Annotated in this window: 16 protein-coding genes; 2 read left to right on the top strand and 14 right to left on the bottom strand. The window is 44.5% G+C overall.

Features of this window, described 5'->3' with window-relative positions; all coding sequences use genetic code 11:
* Positions 1 to 159: 159 nt before the first annotated feature.
* The 9 genes from rseP to hrpA all read right to left on the bottom strand — a co-directional run bounded on the left by rseP (position 160) and on the right by hrpA (position 12,739).
* On the bottom strand, positions 160 to 1,527 hold the full coding sequence (rseP, locus tag RTN07_RS02235; RefSeq protein ID WP_312175286.1) for an RIP metalloprotease RseP: 1,368 nt from the start codon (positions 1,525 to 1,527) through the stop codon (positions 160 to 162).
* Positions 1,528 to 1,655: 128 nt separating this feature from the next.
* Positions 1,656 to 2,876 carry a 1-deoxy-D-xylulose-5-phosphate reductoisomerase gene (ispC, locus tag RTN07_RS02230; protein ID WP_312175284.1) on the bottom strand — a complete coding sequence of 407 codons (1,221 nt, stop codon included), beginning with the start codon at positions 2,874 to 2,876 and terminating at the stop codon, positions 1,656 to 1,658.
* 265 nt (positions 2,877 to 3,141) lie between these two features.
* Positions 3,142 to 4,029, bottom strand: a complete 888-nt coding sequence (locus RTN07_RS02225; RefSeq protein ID WP_312175282.1) for a phosphatidate cytidylyltransferase — start codon at positions 4,027 to 4,029, stop codon at positions 3,142 to 3,144.
* Positions 4,030 to 4,048: 19 nt separating this feature from the next.
* A complete protein-coding gene (gene uppS, locus RTN07_RS02220; RefSeq protein ID WP_312175280.1) occupies positions 4,049 to 4,789 on the bottom strand; it encodes a polyprenyl diphosphate synthase in 741 nt (246 codons plus the stop codon).
* Between the two features lie 44 nt (positions 4,790 to 4,833).
* The gene (gene frr / locus RTN07_RS02215) at positions 4,834 to 5,388 is read right to left on the bottom strand and encodes a ribosome recycling factor (protein WP_007116803.1); all 555 of its coding nucleotides are present in this window, start codon (positions 5,386 to 5,388) and stop codon (positions 4,834 to 4,836) included.
* A gap of 44 nt (positions 5,389 to 5,432) precedes the next feature.
* Positions 5,433 to 6,161, bottom strand: a complete 729-nt coding sequence (gene pyrH, locus RTN07_RS02210) for a UMP kinase (protein WP_312175278.1) — start codon at positions 6,159 to 6,161, stop codon at positions 5,433 to 5,435.
* 213 nt (positions 6,162 to 6,374) lie between these two features.
* Complete coding sequence (locus tag RTN07_RS02205) at positions 6,375 to 6,719, bottom strand: DMT family transporter (RefSeq protein ID WP_099807945.1); 345 nt, start codon at positions 6,717 to 6,719, stop codon at positions 6,375 to 6,377.
* An 8-nt stretch (positions 6,720 to 6,727) separates the two neighbouring features.
* On the bottom strand, positions 6,728 to 8,215 hold the full coding sequence (rimO, locus tag RTN07_RS02200; protein ID WP_198510998.1) for a 30S ribosomal protein S12 methylthiotransferase RimO: 1,488 nt from the start codon (positions 8,213 to 8,215) through the stop codon (positions 6,728 to 6,730).
* Between the two features lie 321 nt (positions 8,216 to 8,536).
* Positions 8,537 to 12,739: an ATP-dependent RNA helicase HrpA gene (gene hrpA / locus RTN07_RS02195; protein ID WP_312175426.1), complete on the bottom strand. Its 4,203-nt coding sequence runs from the start codon at positions 12,737 to 12,739 to the stop codon at positions 8,537 to 8,539.
* Positions 12,740 to 12,971: 232 nt separating this feature from the next.
* Here hrpA and RTN07_RS02190 point away from each other — a divergent pair, with 232 nt between their 5' ends.
* The gene (locus RTN07_RS02190) at positions 12,972 to 13,640 is read left to right on the top strand and encodes an alpha/beta hydrolase (protein ID WP_312175275.1); all 669 of its coding nucleotides are present in this window, start codon (positions 12,972 to 12,974) and stop codon (positions 13,638 to 13,640) included.
* A gap of 65 nt (positions 13,641 to 13,705) precedes the next feature.
* On the opposite strand, the gene RTN07_RS02185 is transcribed toward RTN07_RS02190, so the two are convergent.
* Both RTN07_RS02185 and wrbA read right to left on the bottom strand, forming a co-directional pair.
* A complete protein-coding gene (locus RTN07_RS02185) occupies positions 13,706 to 14,128 on the bottom strand; it encodes a hypothetical protein (RefSeq protein WP_312175274.1) in 423 nt (140 codons plus the stop codon).
* A 13-nt stretch (positions 14,129 to 14,141) separates the two neighbouring features.
* Positions 14,142 to 14,747: an NAD(P)H:quinone oxidoreductase gene (gene wrbA / locus RTN07_RS02180; protein ID WP_076775979.1), complete on the bottom strand. Its 606-nt coding sequence runs from the start codon at positions 14,745 to 14,747 to the stop codon at positions 14,142 to 14,144.
* 250 nt (positions 14,748 to 14,997) lie between these two features.
* On the opposite strand from wrbA, the gene RTN07_RS02175 reads away from it, so the two are divergent.
* Entirely contained in the window at positions 14,998 to 17,013 is a 2,016-nt protein-coding gene (locus RTN07_RS02175; RefSeq protein WP_312175272.1) for a YihY/virulence factor BrkB family protein, read from the top strand.
* 82 nt (positions 17,014 to 17,095) lie between these two features.
* Here RTN07_RS02175 and RTN07_RS02170 read toward each other — a convergent pair whose 3' ends face one another.
* The 3 genes from RTN07_RS02170 to RTN07_RS02160 form a co-directional block, all read right to left on the bottom strand.
* Positions 17,096 to 17,620: a DUF2127 domain-containing protein gene (locus RTN07_RS02170; protein WP_144917556.1), complete on the bottom strand. Its 525-nt coding sequence runs from the start codon at positions 17,618 to 17,620 to the stop codon at positions 17,096 to 17,098.
* A 54-nt stretch (positions 17,621 to 17,674) separates the two neighbouring features.
* Entirely contained in the window at positions 17,675 to 18,841 is a 1,167-nt protein-coding gene (locus tag RTN07_RS02165) for a dihydroorotase (RefSeq protein ID WP_312175269.1), read from the bottom strand.
* A gap of 65 nt (positions 18,842 to 18,906) precedes the next feature.
* Positions 18,907 to 19,890, bottom strand: coding sequence for an aspartate carbamoyltransferase catalytic subunit (locus RTN07_RS02160; protein ID WP_409455528.1), 984 nt, complete (start codon positions 19,888 to 19,890; stop codon positions 18,907 to 18,909).
* Between the last annotated feature and the right edge of the window lie 77 nt (positions 19,891 to 19,967).

The raw sequence follows: 19,967 nt of genomic DNA, 5'->3' as shown, positions 1-19,967 counted from the left end.
AAACTTCTAGTAATAGTTTGTCTTTGATGTGTAGCTTGTATTATCAAAGTACAAGAGATCCGTAAATAAATTTTACTGGCATAAGGTAAGCTAAATTTTGCGTAAAGTCTAGCGAAAAAACAAAACTACAAATCAATATTTTAGCCAAATTTGGGTCGGTTAAAACAAGCGTGAGATATCGTTACCAATCGCCAACAGCATGAAACCTGCAAGCAAAACTAAACCAATATTCATTCCCATCATTTGTACTTTCTCAGGCATGGGTTTACCAAAAATAGCCTCATAGGCATACATGACAATATGACCGCCATCAAGTACAGGCACGGGTAATAAATTGAGCACAGCAAGGCTTAGACTGATAATCGCCATAAACGACAATACCGCTTCCCAACCGATGCTAAAGCTTTGATTGGCAACTTTGGCAATGGTAATGGGACCTGATAGGTTCTCTACCCCAATGGTGCCCGTCAACATTTTACCCATTGACTTGAGGGTCATGGCACTCAAGTTAACGGTTTGATGCACGGATTTTTCCACCGCTTGGATGGGGGTATATTGAATGGTTTTTATATAATCAGGTGGCGGCGTGACCTTAGATGCTGCTGCCGCTGCGCCAATTTGTCCAAATCGATTGCCCATAGTATCTTTTTTTGCTTGTGGCATGACTTTTAAGGGGATGATTTTGCCTTGGCGCTGTACTTCAAGGGTTAATAACTGCTCGGGGCTTGATTTGACAACTTGTGAAAACGCCAGCCAATCGCTCACTGGTTGACCGTTGACACGGGTGATGGTATCACCGACTTGCAGGCCTTGACGCGCGGCAGCGCTATTTGGGACGATTTCACCGACCACCGCCGGAATTTTTGGTTGCCATGGAATCGCGCCTAGACTATCAATGGGATTGGTTGCTTTACCCGCTTCTACTTTCATAAAGCGCTGTATCGGCACGGCGACATTGGTTTGACCTTGCGCGCCATTCACCGTTAAATTAACCTGCCCCGACTCGCCCATGCGATCGGCTAACGCATAGTTAATATCCTGCCAACTTTGAATGGGTTTATTATCGACCGCAACAATTTCGTCACCAACTGTGAGACTGGTTTGACTGACAGGTGAATTGGGCAAAATACTGCCGACTTTGGTCGCCAATACTTGGGTTGGTGTGATAAATAGCAGCCAATACAAAAAAATCGCAATTAGTAAGTTCATCACCGGACCTGCTGCGACGATGGCGATTTTTTTCCAAGGTTGTTGGGTATTAAAGGCTAAATGACGTTCAGCTGGATTGACTGTGCCTTCTCGCTCATCGAGCATTTTGACATAGCCGCCGAGCGGAATCGCAGAGACAGCGTAATTAATCCCAGTTTTTTTACTTGTCCAGCTTAGCAGCTTTGGACCAAACCCAATTGAATAGGTCAATACCTTGACACCGCATAGCCGAGCGACAATGTAATGCCCCCACTCATGTAGTGCCACCAAAGGTCCTAGTACCACAATCGCAGCTAAAACGGTCAAGATAAAATTCATGGCTATCCTTTTGACAAAATCACAGGCTAAAAATAATTTAACTATCGGTATCTTAATAAGTTATGTAGTCCTTCTTAACGATTATCAACCAGTGTTGCCAACTATTTTTAAGCTTTTTTAAGCATTATTTAAGCGTTTAAATCGGCAATACATTGGTGTGCTTGTTCACGGCTTAGTTTATCGACCGCCAAAATCGCTTGCAATGACCCAATCGGCTGTTTTTCAGCTTGCAATAGCACTTTTTCATTGATATCGGCAATATCGGTTAAACGGATTTCACCATTTAAAAATGCTTGAACGGCTATCTCATTACTGGCATTTAATGCGATACACGCATAGCTACCTTGTTGCATGGCTTGATAGGCTAACCCTAGGCATTTAAACTTTTCTAAATCAGGTCGGACAAAATTTAAATTACTTAACTTAAAAATATCTAAACGTTCCACCCCACTGCTGATACGATTGGGGTATGCCATAGCATGGGCAATGGGGGTACGCATATCAGGACTACCAAGCTGCGCTAAAAAACTACCATCGTTGTATTCAACCATAGAGTGCACGATGCTTTGCGGATGAATGACTACTTCAATGTCAGAGACTGGCATATCAAATAAAAAACTTGCTTCAATCAGCTCCAAGCCTTTATTCATCATGGTGGCACTATCTACCGATATCTTTTGCCCCATGGACCAGTTCGGGTGCTTGACAGCTTCTGCAATGCTGGCGCGTTTCATCTCATCGAGTGTTTTGTGTAAAAAAGGCCCACCTGAGGCCGTTAACCAAAGCTTTTTAATACCATGGTTATCATCATGAATGGCATTGCGCTGTTGTTGCACCGCGGTAGGCAAACATTGAAAAATGGCATTGTGCTCGCTATCAATTGGGAGCAATTTGGCATTTGACTGCTTGACGGCTTTAATCATCAGCTCACCTGCCATGACTAACGCTTCTTTATTGGCGAGCAAAATAGTTTTACCCGCGTTAGCCGCTGCCAGCGTTGATGGCAAGCCTGCAGCGCCGACGATGGCCGCAACCACCATGTCCACTTCTGCTAACGTGGCAAGCTCGGCCAAACCTTGTTCACCAATCAAAATCTTGCAGCTTAGATGAGCCTCGCTGAGCATCTGCGCAAATGTTGTTTCCTTTTCTTTAGCAACACAAACATAGGTGGGCTTAAATTGCTGGCAAATACTCAGCAGTTTATCCAGCCGTGAAAACCCTGTCACCCCGACCACGTTATACAAATCAGGATGCTGGCTAACGACCGATAGCGTACTATCGCCGATAGAGCCTGTTGCGCCCATAATAGCAATGTTTTTTTGCGGTATAGTGTGAGTTGAAGATAGCATTACAAAGACCTAGTAAGTTGCGGGCAGACGGCAGTTAAACCTAACATTTTGCTTTTACAGCGGCAAATTGCCACTGTGATAAGCATATTAACACGCGAGAAGATTTTTAAGCATCAATCGACAAGCAGTTGCGCAAAAAAAATTGGATGAAAAACAAGCTTGCATTGATTAGTGAATTAAACAAATTGATATTGGCTAGATTGGAATTGAACAAATTAATATTAAGCAGATGTGAAAATTTTTGAAAAATAAACGCAATGTAGCATTAAATTAAGCCGTAAAATTTCATCGCCCAAAACCCCAACGCAAAAATTGGCACGGCTGAAAGCTGCGAGTCAATGCGATCAAGAATACCCCCATGCCCTGGCAACAATGCCCCAGCATCTTTGACGCCTGCATGGCGCTTTAGCATACTTTCAAATAAATCACCGAACACGGACATGATGATAGTGAGCAACGATAAGAGCAAAAACAACCCAATAGCCAGCATAGACCAATCGTTTAACAACCCAAAAGAGACGCCAATCACCACAAGCGTGCCTGTAGCAAGTCCACCAAGTAAGCCTTCCACACTTTTATTGGGTGAGACGTGTGGGGACATCTTGCGTCTGCCAATTTTTCGTCCCACAAAATAAGCACCGCTATCCGCGCACCACACCAATACGAAAACATATAGTAGCCACCAAGCTGAAAGTGACCACAAATAATACATCGCAGTAATGGCGGATGACAGTATAATCATACCAATGACGTATAGATGCTTACCATACCAAGCTTGCGTATTATTGGGATAACGGCGAATCCAGCCAATCGCTACCAACCAAATCAGCGCCGCAACCAGCCAAAAAAACACCCAAGAGGCTATACTACCAGTCAGCTTTGCCATTACCAATAACACACTGACAATCGCTAACACCACAAGGCTATATATATAATCGATTGGCTTGGCAGGTTTGGTCGGCATTTGGGTGGTAGGCGGTACATAACTGTCGGGATTTTGTTCAAGTGACGGCATGAGCTTTGACCACTCAAAAGCCCCAAAGCCTGCACCGACAAACAATAGCGGCAACATCAAAATAGGCTCGCGGGTAGCAAACATTGCAACGCCAACAATCACTAACAAAATAATGGCGGTTCTAATGCGTTCCCACATGACAATTCCTATTGATTAATTAAAAGCCCAAACCTAATACTTGCTCGCTGGTCTTACCAAATCGACGCTCACGACCCATGAAAATATCAATCATTTGGTCTAATTCAGCCGCCTTGAAATCTGGCCAAAGCGTTTCGGTAAAAAATAACTCAGCATACGCACATTGCCAAAGTAGAAAATTAGAAATGCGGTAATCACCCCCTGTACGGATTAACATATCAACGGCGGGTAAATCCGAAAGCGACAGGTGGCGTGCAAAATCGTCTTGGGTAATGGCATCGGCAGTAAGCGCGCCTTGTTCCACTTGCTTGGCAACTTGGCGGCAGGCATTGACGATGTCCCACTGACCGCCGTAGCTGATGGCAATCACCAAACTCATCTTAGTAAAATGGGCAGTTTGCTCTTCTGCATCTTGCATAATGGCGCGTAAATGCGGCGTCAAGGCACCCCTATCACCGATAAAGCGCAAAGAAATTTGATGACGCAGCATCCGCGGTAATTGGTCATGGACGGTTTGCTCAAGCAGCTTCATCAATAACGCTACTTCATTGGCTGGGCGCTGCCAATTTTCGCTAGAAAAAGCAAACACCGTCAACGCACGTATACCAATATCCATACAATGCTCAACCAAAGGGTCTAAATTATCTTTGCCGGCAATATGCCCGCCACCGGTTGGTAGCCCATGTGCTTTGGCATAGCGGTTATTGCCATCCATAATGATGGCAATATGTTGTGGCATTGCTGCCTTTGACTCAACCATGACCTACTTCTTATGAATTGGTTCTTTTATTGGATAAACAACGATTAAACGGCCATTAACTCTGCTTCTTTGCTAGAGAGCATTTTATCAATGCTATCAATGTATTTATCGGTCATTTTTTGGATGTCGTCATTGGCGCGGCGTTCATCGTCTTCTGAGATTTGCTTGTCTTTTACCAAGGCTTTTAAGGCATTGTTGGCATCACGGCGGGCATTACGCACAGATACACGGCGCTCTTCGGCTTCATGACGTGCCAATTTTTGCATATCTTTACGGGTTTCTTCCGTCAATGCGGGGAGTGGTACCCGAATCACTTCTGCGCTCATTGGGTTGAGACCCAAATCTGATTCACGAATTGCTTTGTCGACTGCCTGCACCATGCTACGGTCAAAAGGCTGCACTAACAGGGTACGAGAGTCTTCAACGTTGATGCTCGCCACTTGATTAAGTGGCATCTCAGAGCCATAGTAAGACACCATCACACCCTGCAAAATACCAGGATGGGCACGGCCTGTACGTAATTTGCTAAAGGCATTTTCTAAGGCTTCAATCGCCTTTTTCATTTTGTCTTCGCCTTGTTTTTTAATATCGTTAATCATGTTGTATCCTTTTAAAACTATGTATGTCAAATTTATAAACTATCTTAGTGATTGATAACTTTGGTACCTTCTGACTCACCCATCACCACATGAAGCAGCGCATTGGGTTTTGCCATATCAAATACCTGCAGCGGTACGTTATGCTCACGCAGCAAGGCAATCGCAGTCAAATCCATCACCCCCAACTTTTGATCTAGCACTTGGTCAAAGGTGAGTTCGTCGTATTTGACGGCATCGTCATGGGTATTTGGGTCTTTGTTATACACGCCATCGACTTTGGTGGCTTTTAGGATTAAATTGGCTTCAATCTCGATGCCACGTAAACATGCTGCGGTATCCGTGGTAAAAAATGGATTGCCGGTACCTGCGACAAACACACACACTTCATTGTTTTTTAAATAGCGAATGGCGTTGCGGCTGCTGTAGTTTTCAGTCACTTCGCCAATTGGTAAGGCTGACATCAAACGGCATTTGATATTACGGCGCTCTAGGGCGTCACGCATCGCCAAGCCATTCATTACGGTCGCCAGCATACCCATTTGGTCGCCTGTGACACGGCCCACCAAGCCTTGTTTTTGTAGCGCAGCGCCACGATACAAATTGCCACCACCGACCACGATACCCACTTGCACGCCCAATCCTACCAAGTGCGCAATCGCAAGACTCATATTGTCTAATACGCCTGAATCAATCCCCATATCATTTTTGCCTGCCAGGGCCTCGCCAGAGAGTTTGAGCAAAATACGTTGGTAACGGGGAGCTTTATCAGACATGGTTGACCTCTTGTTGGCTGTTGGATAGCAAATAATGCAAATGGCGAAATTTTAACAAAATTAACGCTTTTTAGATAGTGTAAAGATAATTTCAACAGTCATTTTAATTTTTACCCTGCTCTAACTTCGAGAATTCAATCGGCTTTAGCCATCAAACTATCAAGTCGCTATACTCAAGGCACCATATTAATGCGTGGATTATTAATGCCTGGATTAATGCGTGGCTGAATGAGAAAACAGATTAATCACAATCACACCCAATACAATTAGGCTCATACCCGCGATGGCGGGTAAATCCAGTTTATTACCCAAAATAAAGTACCCAATGATAGCGGTTAACACAATACCCACCCCTGACCAAATGGCATAAGCAATCCCCAGTGGTATGATTTTGATAACTTGTGAAAGAAGATAAAAAGCAATGCCAAAACAAATCATGGTGATAATAGTGGGCAAGGGTTTGCTAAATCCCTCTGATTTTGCCAAAAAAGTTGAACCAGTAACCTCACTGACAATCGCAATCGCTAAAAGACTATACGCTATCATTGATTGAGACATGACAATCCTTATAACAGTTCACCGGTAAAACTGGCAAAAAGGTCATACTCATTGGCTTCATCAATGGTGACAGTTAAAAATTCACCGACTTTAACCGATGCATCAATATTATCCACATACACGTGACCGTCAATTTCTGGCGCATCGGCATAGCTACGGCAAATGGCGATATTTTCTTCTTCATCAATCTCATCAACCAACACTTTTAAGGTTTTACCCACTTTCTCAGCCAGTTTTTCGGCACTGATTTGTTGCTGTAACGCCATCAGTCGTTCATAGCGTTGTTGTTTGATAGCCTCTGGCACAGGGTTCGGTAAATCGTTTGCCGCCGCGCCTTCTATTTCTGAATAGGTAAACGCCCCTACTCTGTCTAATCGCGCCTCTTTGAGCCAGTCAAGCAAATATTCAAAATCCTCTTCCGTCTCCCCAGGGAAACCCACCACAAAGGTAGAGCGAATGACAATATCGGGACAAATCGAGCGCCAAGTTTTGATGCGCTCCAGTACGTTTTCGCTATGCGCGGGGCGCTTCATGGCTTTGAGCACATTGGGGCTGGCATGTTGGAACGGGATATCAAGGTATGGCAGTAGCTTGTCTTCACTCATCAGTTTCACCACAGCATCAACATGTGGGTAAGGATAGATATAATGCAAACGCACCCAAATGCCCAGTCGATTCAGTGCCTCGCACATATCGTAAAATTTGGATTTGATGGGCATGCCATTCCAAAAACTGGTTTTGTATTTAAGATCTACGCCATAGGCTGAGGTATCTTGCGAGATAATCAAGAGTTCTTTAACGCCTGCGTTTTTGAGCGCAGCCGCTTCAGTCATGATACTGTCAATCGGGCGACTAACGAGGTCACCACGAAAGCTTGGGATAATACAGAATGTACAGCGGTGGTTACAGCCTTCGGATATTTTGACATAAGCATAATGTTTTGGCGTAAGCTTAATGCCCGCATCATTGATTAGGTCGATTTTTGGGTCGTAAGTTTTTGATGGTGCAGGTTTTGGCACATAATGCGACACGGCATTGACAACTTCTTCATAGGCATGTGCGCCAGTCACCGCAAGCACGGCTGGGTGCATGGTTTTGATTTTTTCGGCATCTTTACCAAGGCAACCGGTGACAATCACCTTGCCGTTTTTGGTAATTGCCTCACCAATGGCATCAAGCGACTCTTGCACCGCAGATTCGATAAAGCCACAAGTATTGACCACCACCAAATCTGCACCATCATAGTCACTGGCGACTTGGTAGCCATCACGGCTAAGCTCGGTGATAATGCGCTCGCTATCCACCAAAGCTTTGGGGCAGCCAAGCGACACAAAACCAATCTTAGGCGCTTTTGTCGTTACTATATCTTGAGCCAGTTGGTGCGCCGTTTGGCTGGCGCTTTGACCTACAGTACGGTTTTCATTATGGTTGGCTTGGTGGTGGGTGGCGGGTTTATTGGTAGACTGGGGATTAAAAACTTGCGGTTGGCTTGGCATGACTTTCACTTTTAAAAAATTTAATCTGACTATTTTACTAAGTTTTGCTGTTTTTACCAAATCAACTTTTTAATTTTTCATCGAATCAAATTGCCCGTAGATATAAAAATCTCAGATGCTAAAAAAATCAATCTATTGTTCATAACCTATTGTTCGTAAAATCCCTATCAACTGTAGCACTCCCCATCATGACCATTCAATACAAGCCATACCCTGCAAAAAACACTATTGGTCATGATTTTAGTTGAAACAAATTTTAGAAAAATTATTTTAAATCAATACTTTATAAAAAATCCGCCAAATTTTGACGGATTTTTTGTTTTAAATATTCAACTCATCCCACAATTTTTCTAGGCGTTTATCTGAGACTGGCATGCGGGTTTTCATCGGCTGGGCAAACAGCTGAATCCGAAACTCCTCAACCAACCAACGATACGGCATAATTGTCTCATCATTACCCTTAACAGACAGCCTTTCCATGTGTTTATCAAGCTGATACACGGCATCAAGATCGGCATCCAAATTGTGCTCAAGTCTATCAAGTCGCACCAACAACGCCTGCAAATAACGCGGATATTGCTGCCAATCCTGATAACTCATGCGATACACAAAGTCCGACAAACTCAAATCATCAAGCTGGTCTTCGATATCTTCGATACTTTCTTCAAAAATATCACGATCAAGTAACAGCAGTTTTTGGCGAACCTGCTGCCACTGCTCATACACCGATTTTAGCTGGGCCAGTACACTTTGCCCAACGCTCAAGAAATTGGCAAGCACCACGGCTTTGGCTTGGTTAAATTCATCCAACATCAAAGGCAACTGATTGATGGCAATCACCAACTCTTTATCATGAATCCCTGCCGTGAATTTTTCATGGTCAAACGCTGCAACAAATTTTTCAAAAGTGGCATCAAGCGTGGCATGAATCAGCAAATCTTTGAGTCTATCAAGCTCACCAAGCGGCGCAAAGGCAAGTTTAAAGTTTTTATCAATTTGGCTGGTAAGCTGTCTGGCTTTTGCGCCAAGTTCATTGCCGATTAAAGCAAGCAAGCCTTGACGGTGTTTGTTGAGTGCCACACTGACATCGGTAAATTGCTGAATAGACACAGCCTTTTTATCGCTATAGCTTGGCTGTCCATCAGCAACCAGTGCCGAAAACTGCTTGATCATCACGCCTGCACTGTGACGGTTTTGCATAAAGTTAAAATGCTCGGGAAACTCGCTATGTACACCTTTACCACTGGCGACAGCTTGACTTGTGGTGACTTGATGACGCAGTTTTAATGCGTCAATATCTCGCCCTTTTTCAATCAGGCGGTTTTTGTCATCAACTAGGGCAATTTGTGGCTGCAAATAGGTTTCAACCTCGCTTGGATTAAAGTCTTTTGGCTCTACAAATTGATTGTTTGCTCCACGCACACCGCGCTGGTTTAAGGCTTGGCACAGTTGCCTTAGCAGTCCGCCATGGTGGTTTTTTTCAAGCGTATCAAAAATTTGTTTGGCGGTATCAGGCACGGGCACGATTTGACGGCGAATATCTTTTGGCAACGTCTTTAATAGCTGCAAAACCAGCTCATAGCGCCACCCTGCAATACCCCACAGTAATTCAACCGCATCAACCTGTGGTAAGGCAACGAGCGGGACTTTAATGGTCACGCCATCATCGTCGCTGGTCGGGTCAAAAATATACGACAGGGGTAGTTTCAAATTACCCAGTTGCCACGTTTCTGGGAAAGCTTGGGTAGCGGGTGCTTGTTCGTTCAGTACATCTTTATCACTAAAAAATAAAAACTGTGGGTCCGTTTTTTCTACCTCTTTTCGCCAATCTTCAAATACTTTGCGACTAGCGATATGCTCAGGCACTCGCTTGGCATAAAAGTCGTATAATTGCTCTTCATCAACCAGCAAGTCTCGACGTCGCAGCTTATCTTCAATCAAGGAGACATCAGCGACTTTATCTATATTATGCTGCAAAAATGGCGGCAACTTGCCCTTTTTACCATCGCCTGTGGACGGGGCATTTAAATTGCCTAAGACCAAGGCATCTCGCAAAAAGATTTCTCGAGACTCGCTAAGGTTGACCCGCTCATAATTCATCAGTTGTTTGTGTACCACAATCAGACCAAACAAGCTGATTTGGGCGTATGCCTTGACATGCCCCGTTTTGGCTGACCAATGCGGCTCAAAATAATGGTATTTGAGCAAATCCCCTGCCATCGCCAAAATCCACTCTGGCTCGATTTTGGCAGCGGTACGCATAAACACCTGCGAGGTCTCAACCACCTCAAACGCCATCACCCATAGCGGATTTTGTTTGAACAAGGTACTGGCAGGAAAAATCTTGGCTTTGTGCTGACGCGCGGTGACATACTCCCCGCGTTTGGCTTTGATTAGCTTGCCGCTTTTATCGACATCATTGACTTTTTGGGCAATAAACGACAGCAGACCCGTGAGCAATGCTCGGTGAATAGGCACATAACTGGCGGGCTCTTGGTTGATTGTTAATTTTAAGCCATCCACCATTTGCAACAACTGGCTATGGGTTTGTTGCCATTCACGTAAGCGCGGCGAGCTTAAAAAATGTTTTTTGGCAAAGCTTTTACGTTGGCTGTTGGTTAATTTGTCGTTTTCATACGGGCTTTGCGCGATTGGCGCGGCTTCATCGTCTAGCATTGCATTTTTTTGACGGTCAAGATCACTGTTTTTAAATCCACTGCTTTTAAATCCACTGCTTTTAAATAAGGCCCCATGAATTGCCTGCCAAAGACTGAGATAAAATAAAAAATCGCTGTCGGCTTGGCGAAATAATGCGTGTTTTTGGTCAGCTTGGGTTTGCTTATCGCTCGGGCGTTCTCGAGGGTCTTGCACTGATAAGCCCGATACAATCACCAATAGCTCTTTGAGACAACCGTATTGCTCACCTGCAATCAGCATACGTGCTAAACGAGGGTCTATGGGCATTTTTGCCATCATTTGACCGACTTTGGTGAGTTGATTTGGATGGCGTTTGGATTGACCTTTGCTATTGTTATTATATGTGCTTAGGCTATTTTCAGGTTTTTTAGTGGCAATCGCACCCAATTCTTCTAATAGTTTACGCCCATCATTGACCAGTCGATTGTCGGGTGGCTGGATAAAGTCAAAGTTTTCTACCTCGCCCAGACCCAAGTTTGCCATTTGCAAAATCACCGACGCCAAGTTAGTACGCAAAATTTCAGGCTCGGTAAATTCCGGACGACTGGTAAAGTCTTCTTCTGAATATAAACGGATACACACACCCGCCGCGATACGTCCACAGCGACCTTTTCGTTGATTGGCGGCAGCTTGGCTAATCGCTTCAATCGGCAGTCGTTGTACCCGCGAGCGATAGTCATAGCGTGACATCCGAGCAAACCCCAAATCAATGACGTAGCGGATATTGGGCACGGTTAAGGCGGTTTCGGCAACGTTGGTGGCGATGATAATGCGTCGTCCGCCTGTCGGGTGAAAAATCTGCTGCTGCTCGGCAAAACTTTGACGGGCAAATAACGGCAAAATCTGAGTATGACGGGGGGCATATTGGTTTAAAATATCTGCCAAATCATGAATTTGCGCTTCTGTTGCCGCAAAAATTAAAATATCCGCTTGGTCAGCATGTCCTTTGCTGGCAGCGTCTTGGTAGCACTCTTCCACCGCTGCGGTAATCGCTCGCGGCAAGTTATCTTCGACATCATCAAAGCTGTCATCATCCGAACCTGTGACAATCTCCTCCGTCAACGGACGGTAGCGCACTTCCACGGGATAACTGCGACCTTCAACCACAAACACAGGCGCGGGCGTCGCTTTTTTGGTTTTACCATCAACGCTAGAAAAATACTGGCTAAACCTTGCTGTGTCGAGCGTTGCCGATGTGATAATCACCTTTAAATCGGGACGTTTTGGCAATAGACGCTTGAGATAACCCATGATAAAGTCAATGTTAAGACTGCGCTCGTGGGCTTCATCAATGATAATGGTATCATAGCGGCTCAAAAACTTGTCATGCGCCATTTCAGCAAGCAAGATACCGTCGGTCATCAGTTTGACAATAGAATCCGATGAGCCTTGCTCAGTAAAACGCACTTTAAAGCTGACTGTCTGTCCGAGCGTTTCCCCTAATTCTTCAGCAATGCGATTTGCCACACTACGCGCCGCTAATCGTCTTGGCTGTGTGTGTCCGATTTGCCCTGTTACCCCTCGCCCTGCGAGCATGGCAATCTTAGGTAATTGGGTGGTTTTGCCTGAGCCTGTCTCCCCTGCCACGATGATGACTTGGTGGTCTTGGATGGCTTTGATGAGTCTATCGGCTTGTTGGCTGACGGGCAAGTCTTCGTTTAGGTGTATCGTTGGTATACTGGCGATACGGCTTTTCACTCTCTCTTGCGAGTGTTTGAGTTGTTTTTGATAGCGGTCAAATCTTGACGTATAGTCTTCACTTTCTTTGTCTTTGATTTGTTTTAACTGTTGGGCAAGGCGTGACAGATAATAGCTGTCTTTTGCCATGACAGGTAATTTCACATTTTGAGGCTTGTCTAGTTGAGGATCATTTAATGGTACAGCAGTGGATATAAGTTCTTTCATTCACTTAGGCTATTCTTATGGTAAACATTGCCTAGATAATGTGGTATGAATAAGCTAAAATCAAGCGTTATCCCTATTTTTAAGCTATCGGCTAATTATTTTTATGACAATTAATTTTTATGACATTTGTTAGTTTAACATGAAAGGAGAATTTATGAGTTTATTAAAAACGGTTGAAGTCATTCACAACCCTAATAACTTGCCGATTGACAGAGCGGTGATTTGGCTACATGGACTGGGCGCAAATGGTCATGACTTTGAACCGGTCGTCCCTGACTTGGGACTCGATGGTAACCATGGCATACGGTTTGTATTTCCTCACGCCCCCGCCATTCCTGTAACCATCAACCAAGGTTATGTGATGCCAGCGTGGTACGATATTTTAGAAATGTCGCTTGAGCGCAAAATCGACACCGCACAGATTGAACAATCCGCTCGCTCGATTGGAGAATTAATCAAGCGTGAAGCCGAGCGCGGTGTGGCACCTGAGCATATCGTGATTGCAGGATTTTCACAAGGTGGTGCGGTGGCGTATCAGACGGCACTCACCTATGACAAACCATTAGCCGGACTGTTAACCCTATCGACTTATTTAGCAACCAAAGACAGCCTAGTTTTAAGTGATGCCAATAAAAATCTAAACATCGCTATTCATCATGGCACACAAGACCCTGTCGTCCCAGTACAGCTTGGGCAAGAAGCCAAAGCATGGCTTGAGTCAAAAGGTTATCAGCCGCAGTTTTACAGCTATCCGATGGCGCACCAAGTATGTATGCCGCAACTCAAAATTATCGGTAAATGGCTAAATGATGTGTTGGCCTAACGATGTTTTAGCATAATTTTTTAGCATAAAAAGAGCGTACCTGACATGCTGCGCTCTTTTAGCAATTAGCCATTCATCTTTGGCAGTCGTTTGAGTAAGATAAATAACCAATAATTCACCAAACCCAATAAAACAAAATCCACCAACCAAACCGCCATCAACCCCCAATGCATTTGATAGCCGTATTTTAGTGCAACCATACCACTGCCGCCCAAATATACAAAAGTGAGCATACTTAGCAGCAATAGCGCGTATGGGCTTTTGCCTTTCACGATATAAGGCGTTGATAATAGCGCGGGTATCAACCACAAAGCTTGCCAAGCAATCCCGCCGACCATAGCAGGCTTTGCACTTGCCAACCAATGCGTCAATAACGGTACTGCCAGCAATCGAAACCCCAGCCAAACCCACCATACTATGGTTAAGCGTCGGTGGATGGGATAAATGGGTTTGGGGGCAGATAGTGAGTGCGGGTCTTTTTTTCTCATAACGCTTGTTTTCTCATAACGCTTGTAATGCCTTGGCAATTTTGGCTAGACGCTGACCTTGGGCGATGGCTAATGTTTTTTCGTCTGCGCTCATGATGTGATCATGCTTTGCGCCACTGACATGGCTTGCACCATACGGGCTTCCACCTTGGCTCGTGGTATTGAGCGCAGGCTCACTGTACGAAATTCCCACAATTACCATGCCATGATGCAGTAGCGGCGTCATCATGCTAGTTAACGTCGTCTCCTGCCCACCGTGCATGGTGCCCGTACTGGTAAATACAGATGCCGGTTTGTTTTGCAAATCCCCCGCGAGCCAAATTGTGACGCTATTATCCCAAAAATACTTCATCGATGCTGCCATATTGCCAAAATGGGTGGGACTACCCAATGCCAGTCCCACACAGTTTTTTAAGTCATCCATGGTGGCGTACAGGTCACCTTCATCAGGAATACTTGGCGCAACTTTTTCAGTCTCGCTACTGACCTTGGGTACGGTGCGAATCCGAGCGGCTATGCCCGTGCCGCTGTCTTCAATACCTTGTGCGACCAGATACGCCAAATCTTTGGTTGAGCCATTTTGGCTGTAGTACAAGACTAAAATATAAGGTTGACTCATGGTTTTTCTCACATCAATTTTGATAATTGTTACGTCAAGCTAGTTTGGGTGAATAAATTTTGATGGATGAGTTTTGATGGCAGGGTCAAGGCAATCTACTAGCCAGATTGCCAATTGCAAAACACCAAAACTGTTCACAGTAATTCAATAAACAATTTTTTTGAATATGATACCATACTGCCATACAATCACTGCCTTTTTCGCCGATTTGATGGTCAAACTTTGAAATTTTTTATCAATAAGAACTATTATGAATGAACTCATTGCCAAACTAAAAAAATTATCCATTTTTAAACATAAATGGGTGCAGTTTTTGATGTACCTTATCAAAAATTTTATCGATGATAATTGTAGTCAAAAAGCTGCATTATTGACTTATACCACGCTGCTGTCTATTGTGCCGATTTTAACCTTGTTGGTGGTGATTCTCTCCACCATCCCGCAGTTAGCAGAAGCGCGTGAGCAGATTCAAAACTTAATATTTAGTAATATTTTGCCCAGTACCGGATTACAGGTCACCAAGTATCTTAACCAATTTACCAGCAATTCCTCCAATTTAACCATCATCGGTGTGGGTATCTTATTTTTTACCACTATTTCCACTTTAATGACGATTGAAACCGCGTTTAACCAAATTTGGCGCGTTGAAAAAAAAGAGACCAGCTGGCTCAATCTTGTGCGTTATTGGGTGATTATTACCCTGTTGCCTATTGTGCTTGCGTTAGCGATGATTGTCTCGAGTACCGTTCAAAGTTTGAGTTTTTTAAATCAAAAGATTGGTGGTTATGGGATTGACTGGGCGATTTGGGTACAAATCGGCTCCATTGCAATTATGCTGATGGGTCTGGTGGCCATGTATTGGTTTGTACCACGCTGCCAAGTACGTTTTAAACATGCGCTGGTTGCCGGTGTTGTGGTTGGGATTATCTTTGAAATCCTAAAACTCACCTTTGGCGCAATTGTTGACAACTTTACCAGTTATAAAGCGGTGTATGGGGCGTTTGCGATTTTGCCGTTGTTCTTACTTTGGATTTATATTTCTTGGAATATTATCTTGCTTGGCGTGCAAATCAGCTACTGTTTGACCATTTTTGAGACCAAAGAAATCTTCCCACGTCATGCCTTGTTTAGCTTGATGGATATGTTAAACGTGTTATACCGTGAGCATAAAAAAGGCAATGTCGTTACCGAAGCTGGTCTGCGTGATGTGCTAGGTCGCCAAGAGATGCCAAATTGGTACACTTATATTAGCTTTTTACAAGATAACAATCTCATCACAACCAGCGACAAAGATGAATATGTCCTTAAACGCTCGCTCGATGATTATAGTTTTTGGGAGTTTTACCAAAATATGCCCTATCCTTTACCGCATGAAAAGGATTTGCGAAAACTTAAAAATAACGCGCCTTGGACTGTGCAATGGATTAATACCTTAGCCCGTGGTGAAGCCATGCTCAAATATAATTTTGATGTATCGATGGCAAGTATTTTTGATAGTATCGCGCCGCGTCAAACCCCAAATACCGAAGATATTGAGCCAGATAAGGGAAAAAAAGGGAAAGGTAACAAACTAGCCGGTCAACGCGAAGGCTCAGGACTATCAGGGGGGCAAGTCAGTGACGTGGTCAATGAAGATAAACGCATCAAAGAAACTGACGCCGAGCAAGCGACTGGCTTTGATGGTACGCTTGATTTTAAAGGTCAGGGTAGCTTATCGAGTCAACCGCGTGATTTTAATGCCTTAAATAACGATGAGTTATCGGATGAATTATCACATGAATCATCAGTTGCTAAGCAAGGTCATGATAATCACACTCGCCTGTCAAATGATAATGGGTTAGATGACAAACATCCGCTAAAAACGCTTGAAGAAAGTAATAGTGAATACGACAGTCATAGCGAAAACAAAGCGACTCCCTCATCCCCACAAAATGGCAATGCCACAGACGAGCATAAATTTGCGATTGATAATTATTTAAATGCCAATAATTTTGACAATATGCGTTGGGATATCAGTAACCTAGATGACACGAGTTTTAGTAATGAAATTACCACCACCCAAACAGTCCAATCAAAAATCCTAGCGGATGATGACAAACCAAAAGGTGACAATACGGCAGTGATGGCTAAAATTCGTCAGATTGTTCCTGCTGCAGTGTTAGAAAGTCCCTACAATCCGTTTAATTTTATCGCTAAAAAGATTCAACAGCACTCTGAAAAAAAAGATCCAAGAATCATCACGGATGATGATAAACCCGGCAGCTAGTTTGGGAAGTAAAAACAGCTAGTTTGGCGAGTAAAAAAGGGCAGATTCTGCCCTTTTTTTATCGCCTTTTTTTATAGATAGCTTAAGCCTGTGTCATCTTTTTACCCAACAACCCTTTGGCGTGCATATTGCGATAGACCACCACCACAATGACGATATTGACTAGCAGTATCAAAAAGTTAAGCCAATTAAACCGATGGCTAAACAACTCATAGACCTCAAGCGGTAAAAACACGCCGTAGCCCAAAACGCTATACCAATACGCCCATATCTTATCTCGATAAAGACCGTAGCTTTCCACAAAACGCAGCAGCGCATAGCCTACGACTATCCAAAAGGCTTTTTGCCAATTTTGGTTGGCGACCCAAGCATAGTGATTCAATGCCTCTATTTGGTGGTGCAGTGCCATACCCATGATACGATGCAGCGCCTGTGAAACCACCCGCGCAATCCATTGCAATTTATCATGCCCTACAAAAATAATAGCCGCCACCCCTAGCGCTACCAATCCTTTTACCAGCTCATAGATAGCAACCATGATGATGGCGTTCTTGGCATGATGCCTATTAGGCACTGGTGGGGCTATCTGCTTAAACGCCTTTGGCATAATTCATTACCGTATCCAATCTTGAAAAAAACTTAAAACAAGCTTCAAACAAGCCTAAAAATAGACTTGCTCGACTTTCCCTGTCAGCTCGCTATTGATAAATGGCGTATTTTTGCCTTGCGATATCATCGATTCTTTTGTCACGGTCCAAGTCAAACTAGGGTCAACCAGCACCGCCCCGCCCGTTTGATGATAGCTAGCTTCAATGCCAGCGATTTTAGCAGGATTGAGTGCGATTTTTTCTACCAGCTGCTCTGGGGTTAAAATACCTTCTTTGACCAATTGACAAGCGAGCCCCATAAAAGTATCAAAATTGCTAATACCGGGTTTACACTCCGCAAATGGCGCTTGTTTAGCGGTTTTTGCCAATGGCTCATGGTGGCTACAAATCGCATCAATCGTGCCATCTTGCAAGCCTTCTTGCAGTGCTTTTTTATCCGTATTGGAACGCAGGGGCGGCAACACATACGCCAAGGCATTAAAACCAATCAACGCATCATCGGTTAAATGTAACTGGTGCATCGCCACATCACAGGTCACCGGCAAGCCCCTTTGTTTCGCCCAGCGAATCAAATCAATCGAGGATTTGGTGGTCAGCTGACCAAAATGTGCCGATACGCCTGTTTCTTCAACAATCAACAGCTGCTTGGATAACGCCACCGTTTCAGCAATCCAAGGAATCCCTGCCAAGCCATGATAAGATGCGATGTAGCCATCATGGGCGACGCCGTTTTTGGATAAACTGGGTTCATCAGGGTAAAAAAATACTTTGATGTCATAAGTCGCTGCATAATCCAGTGCTTGCAGTAGTACGTCATCATTGGCGAATTTGCGGCGAGCATTGCTGACCCCGATGATGCCACCTTGCTTCAGCCCAAGCATATTGGCGGGTTTTTCACCTTCAAGACCTGCGGTCATCGCCCCTAGCACATGCAGATAAATACCACCATCTTGATAAGCCCGCTCTCGCAAGCCTGCCAGTAACGAGCCGTTTTCAAGCACGGGATTGGTATCAGGTGGTATAACGACATGCAAAAAACCGTTTTTTCGAGCCGCGGCGCCTTCTGATTTTAGTGTGCCATGCGACTGGTGCCCAGGTTCACGCAAACGCGCACATAAATCCACCAGCGGCGGTAATAGCCATTTGCCATGGCTGTCGATAGGGTTAAGCTGCGTGGTATCAAATTGCCAGTTGGCAGGTAAAAGATTTTGAAGCGTCATGGTTTTGCCTACTTTGGTTTTGCCTACTTTGGTTTTGCCTACTTTGTCATTTTTTTTGCTAAATTTTAAGATGCGCTGCGTGCGGCACGTTGCCCTTGCATAGCCAGTGCCAACACCGCCATACGTACCGCAATGCCGTTATTGACTTGTTTTAAAATCACCGATTGCTCACCATCGGCAACAGCTGATGAGATTTCAACGCCGCGATTCATCGGTCCTGGGTGCATGACAAGCGCGTCAGGTTTGGCAAGGGCAAGGCGTTCGGTGGTAATGCCATACGCTTTAAAATATTCGGATGTCGATGGCAACAGCGGCGAGCCAATACGCTCATTTTGAATACGTAGACCAATGATGACATCACAGTCAACCACTGCCGAGTCTAAATCGTTATAGACACTGACACCATACCGCTCAATGCCTTTTGGTAATAATGTCTTGGGCGCCACGACGCGAATTTCTTTAACCCCCAAGGTTTTGAGCGCTGCAATGTCCGAACGGGCAACGCGGCTATGCTTGATATCGCCGATAATCGCTACCGTTAATTCCTCAAACGGTCTTGGCGCTTCACGATAAATCGTGAGCATATCGAGCATCGCTTGGGTCGGATGCGCGTGCCAGCCGTCACCACCGTTGATAATGGCAATATTTGGGGTGACTTCGGTTGCCATAAAATGTGCGGCGCCACTCGATGAATGACGCACCACAAAAATATCCGCTGTCATGGCTTCAAGATTCCACAGCGTATCTCGTAAGCTTTCGCCTTTTTGGGTGCTGGATTTGGCAATATCGATACTGATGACACTGGCGCCAAGACGTTTGGCAGCCACATCAAAGGTAGTTCGAGTACGGGTAGAATTTTCAAAGAACAAATTCATCACCGTACAGCCTTCAAGCTCATCACTGTTACGGATGCTGTTGGGGCGACCGGCATTATCAGTTAAGTAACCATTGGCTTTTTCGATGATGGCCATCAGCTGGGCTTTGGATAATCCTTCTACGCCGATAAAATGCCGCAAATCACCTGCTGCGGTCAGCTCTGGCTTTGCCATCGCCTGATCAAGCTTGCTCTGCAGTGCTTCGTTAGATAAGGTTTGGGTGTTTAAAATATTCATCAGCCACCTAGATT

It is taken from the genome of Moraxella sp. CTOTU46934, assembly GCF_031979465.1.
GTDB lineage: Bacteria > Pseudomonadota > Gammaproteobacteria > Pseudomonadales > Moraxellaceae > Faucicola > Faucicola tetraodonis.
The sequence above is the reverse complement of the archived record's forward strand: the minus strand, read 5'-3'. Positions and strand labels throughout refer to the sequence as shown.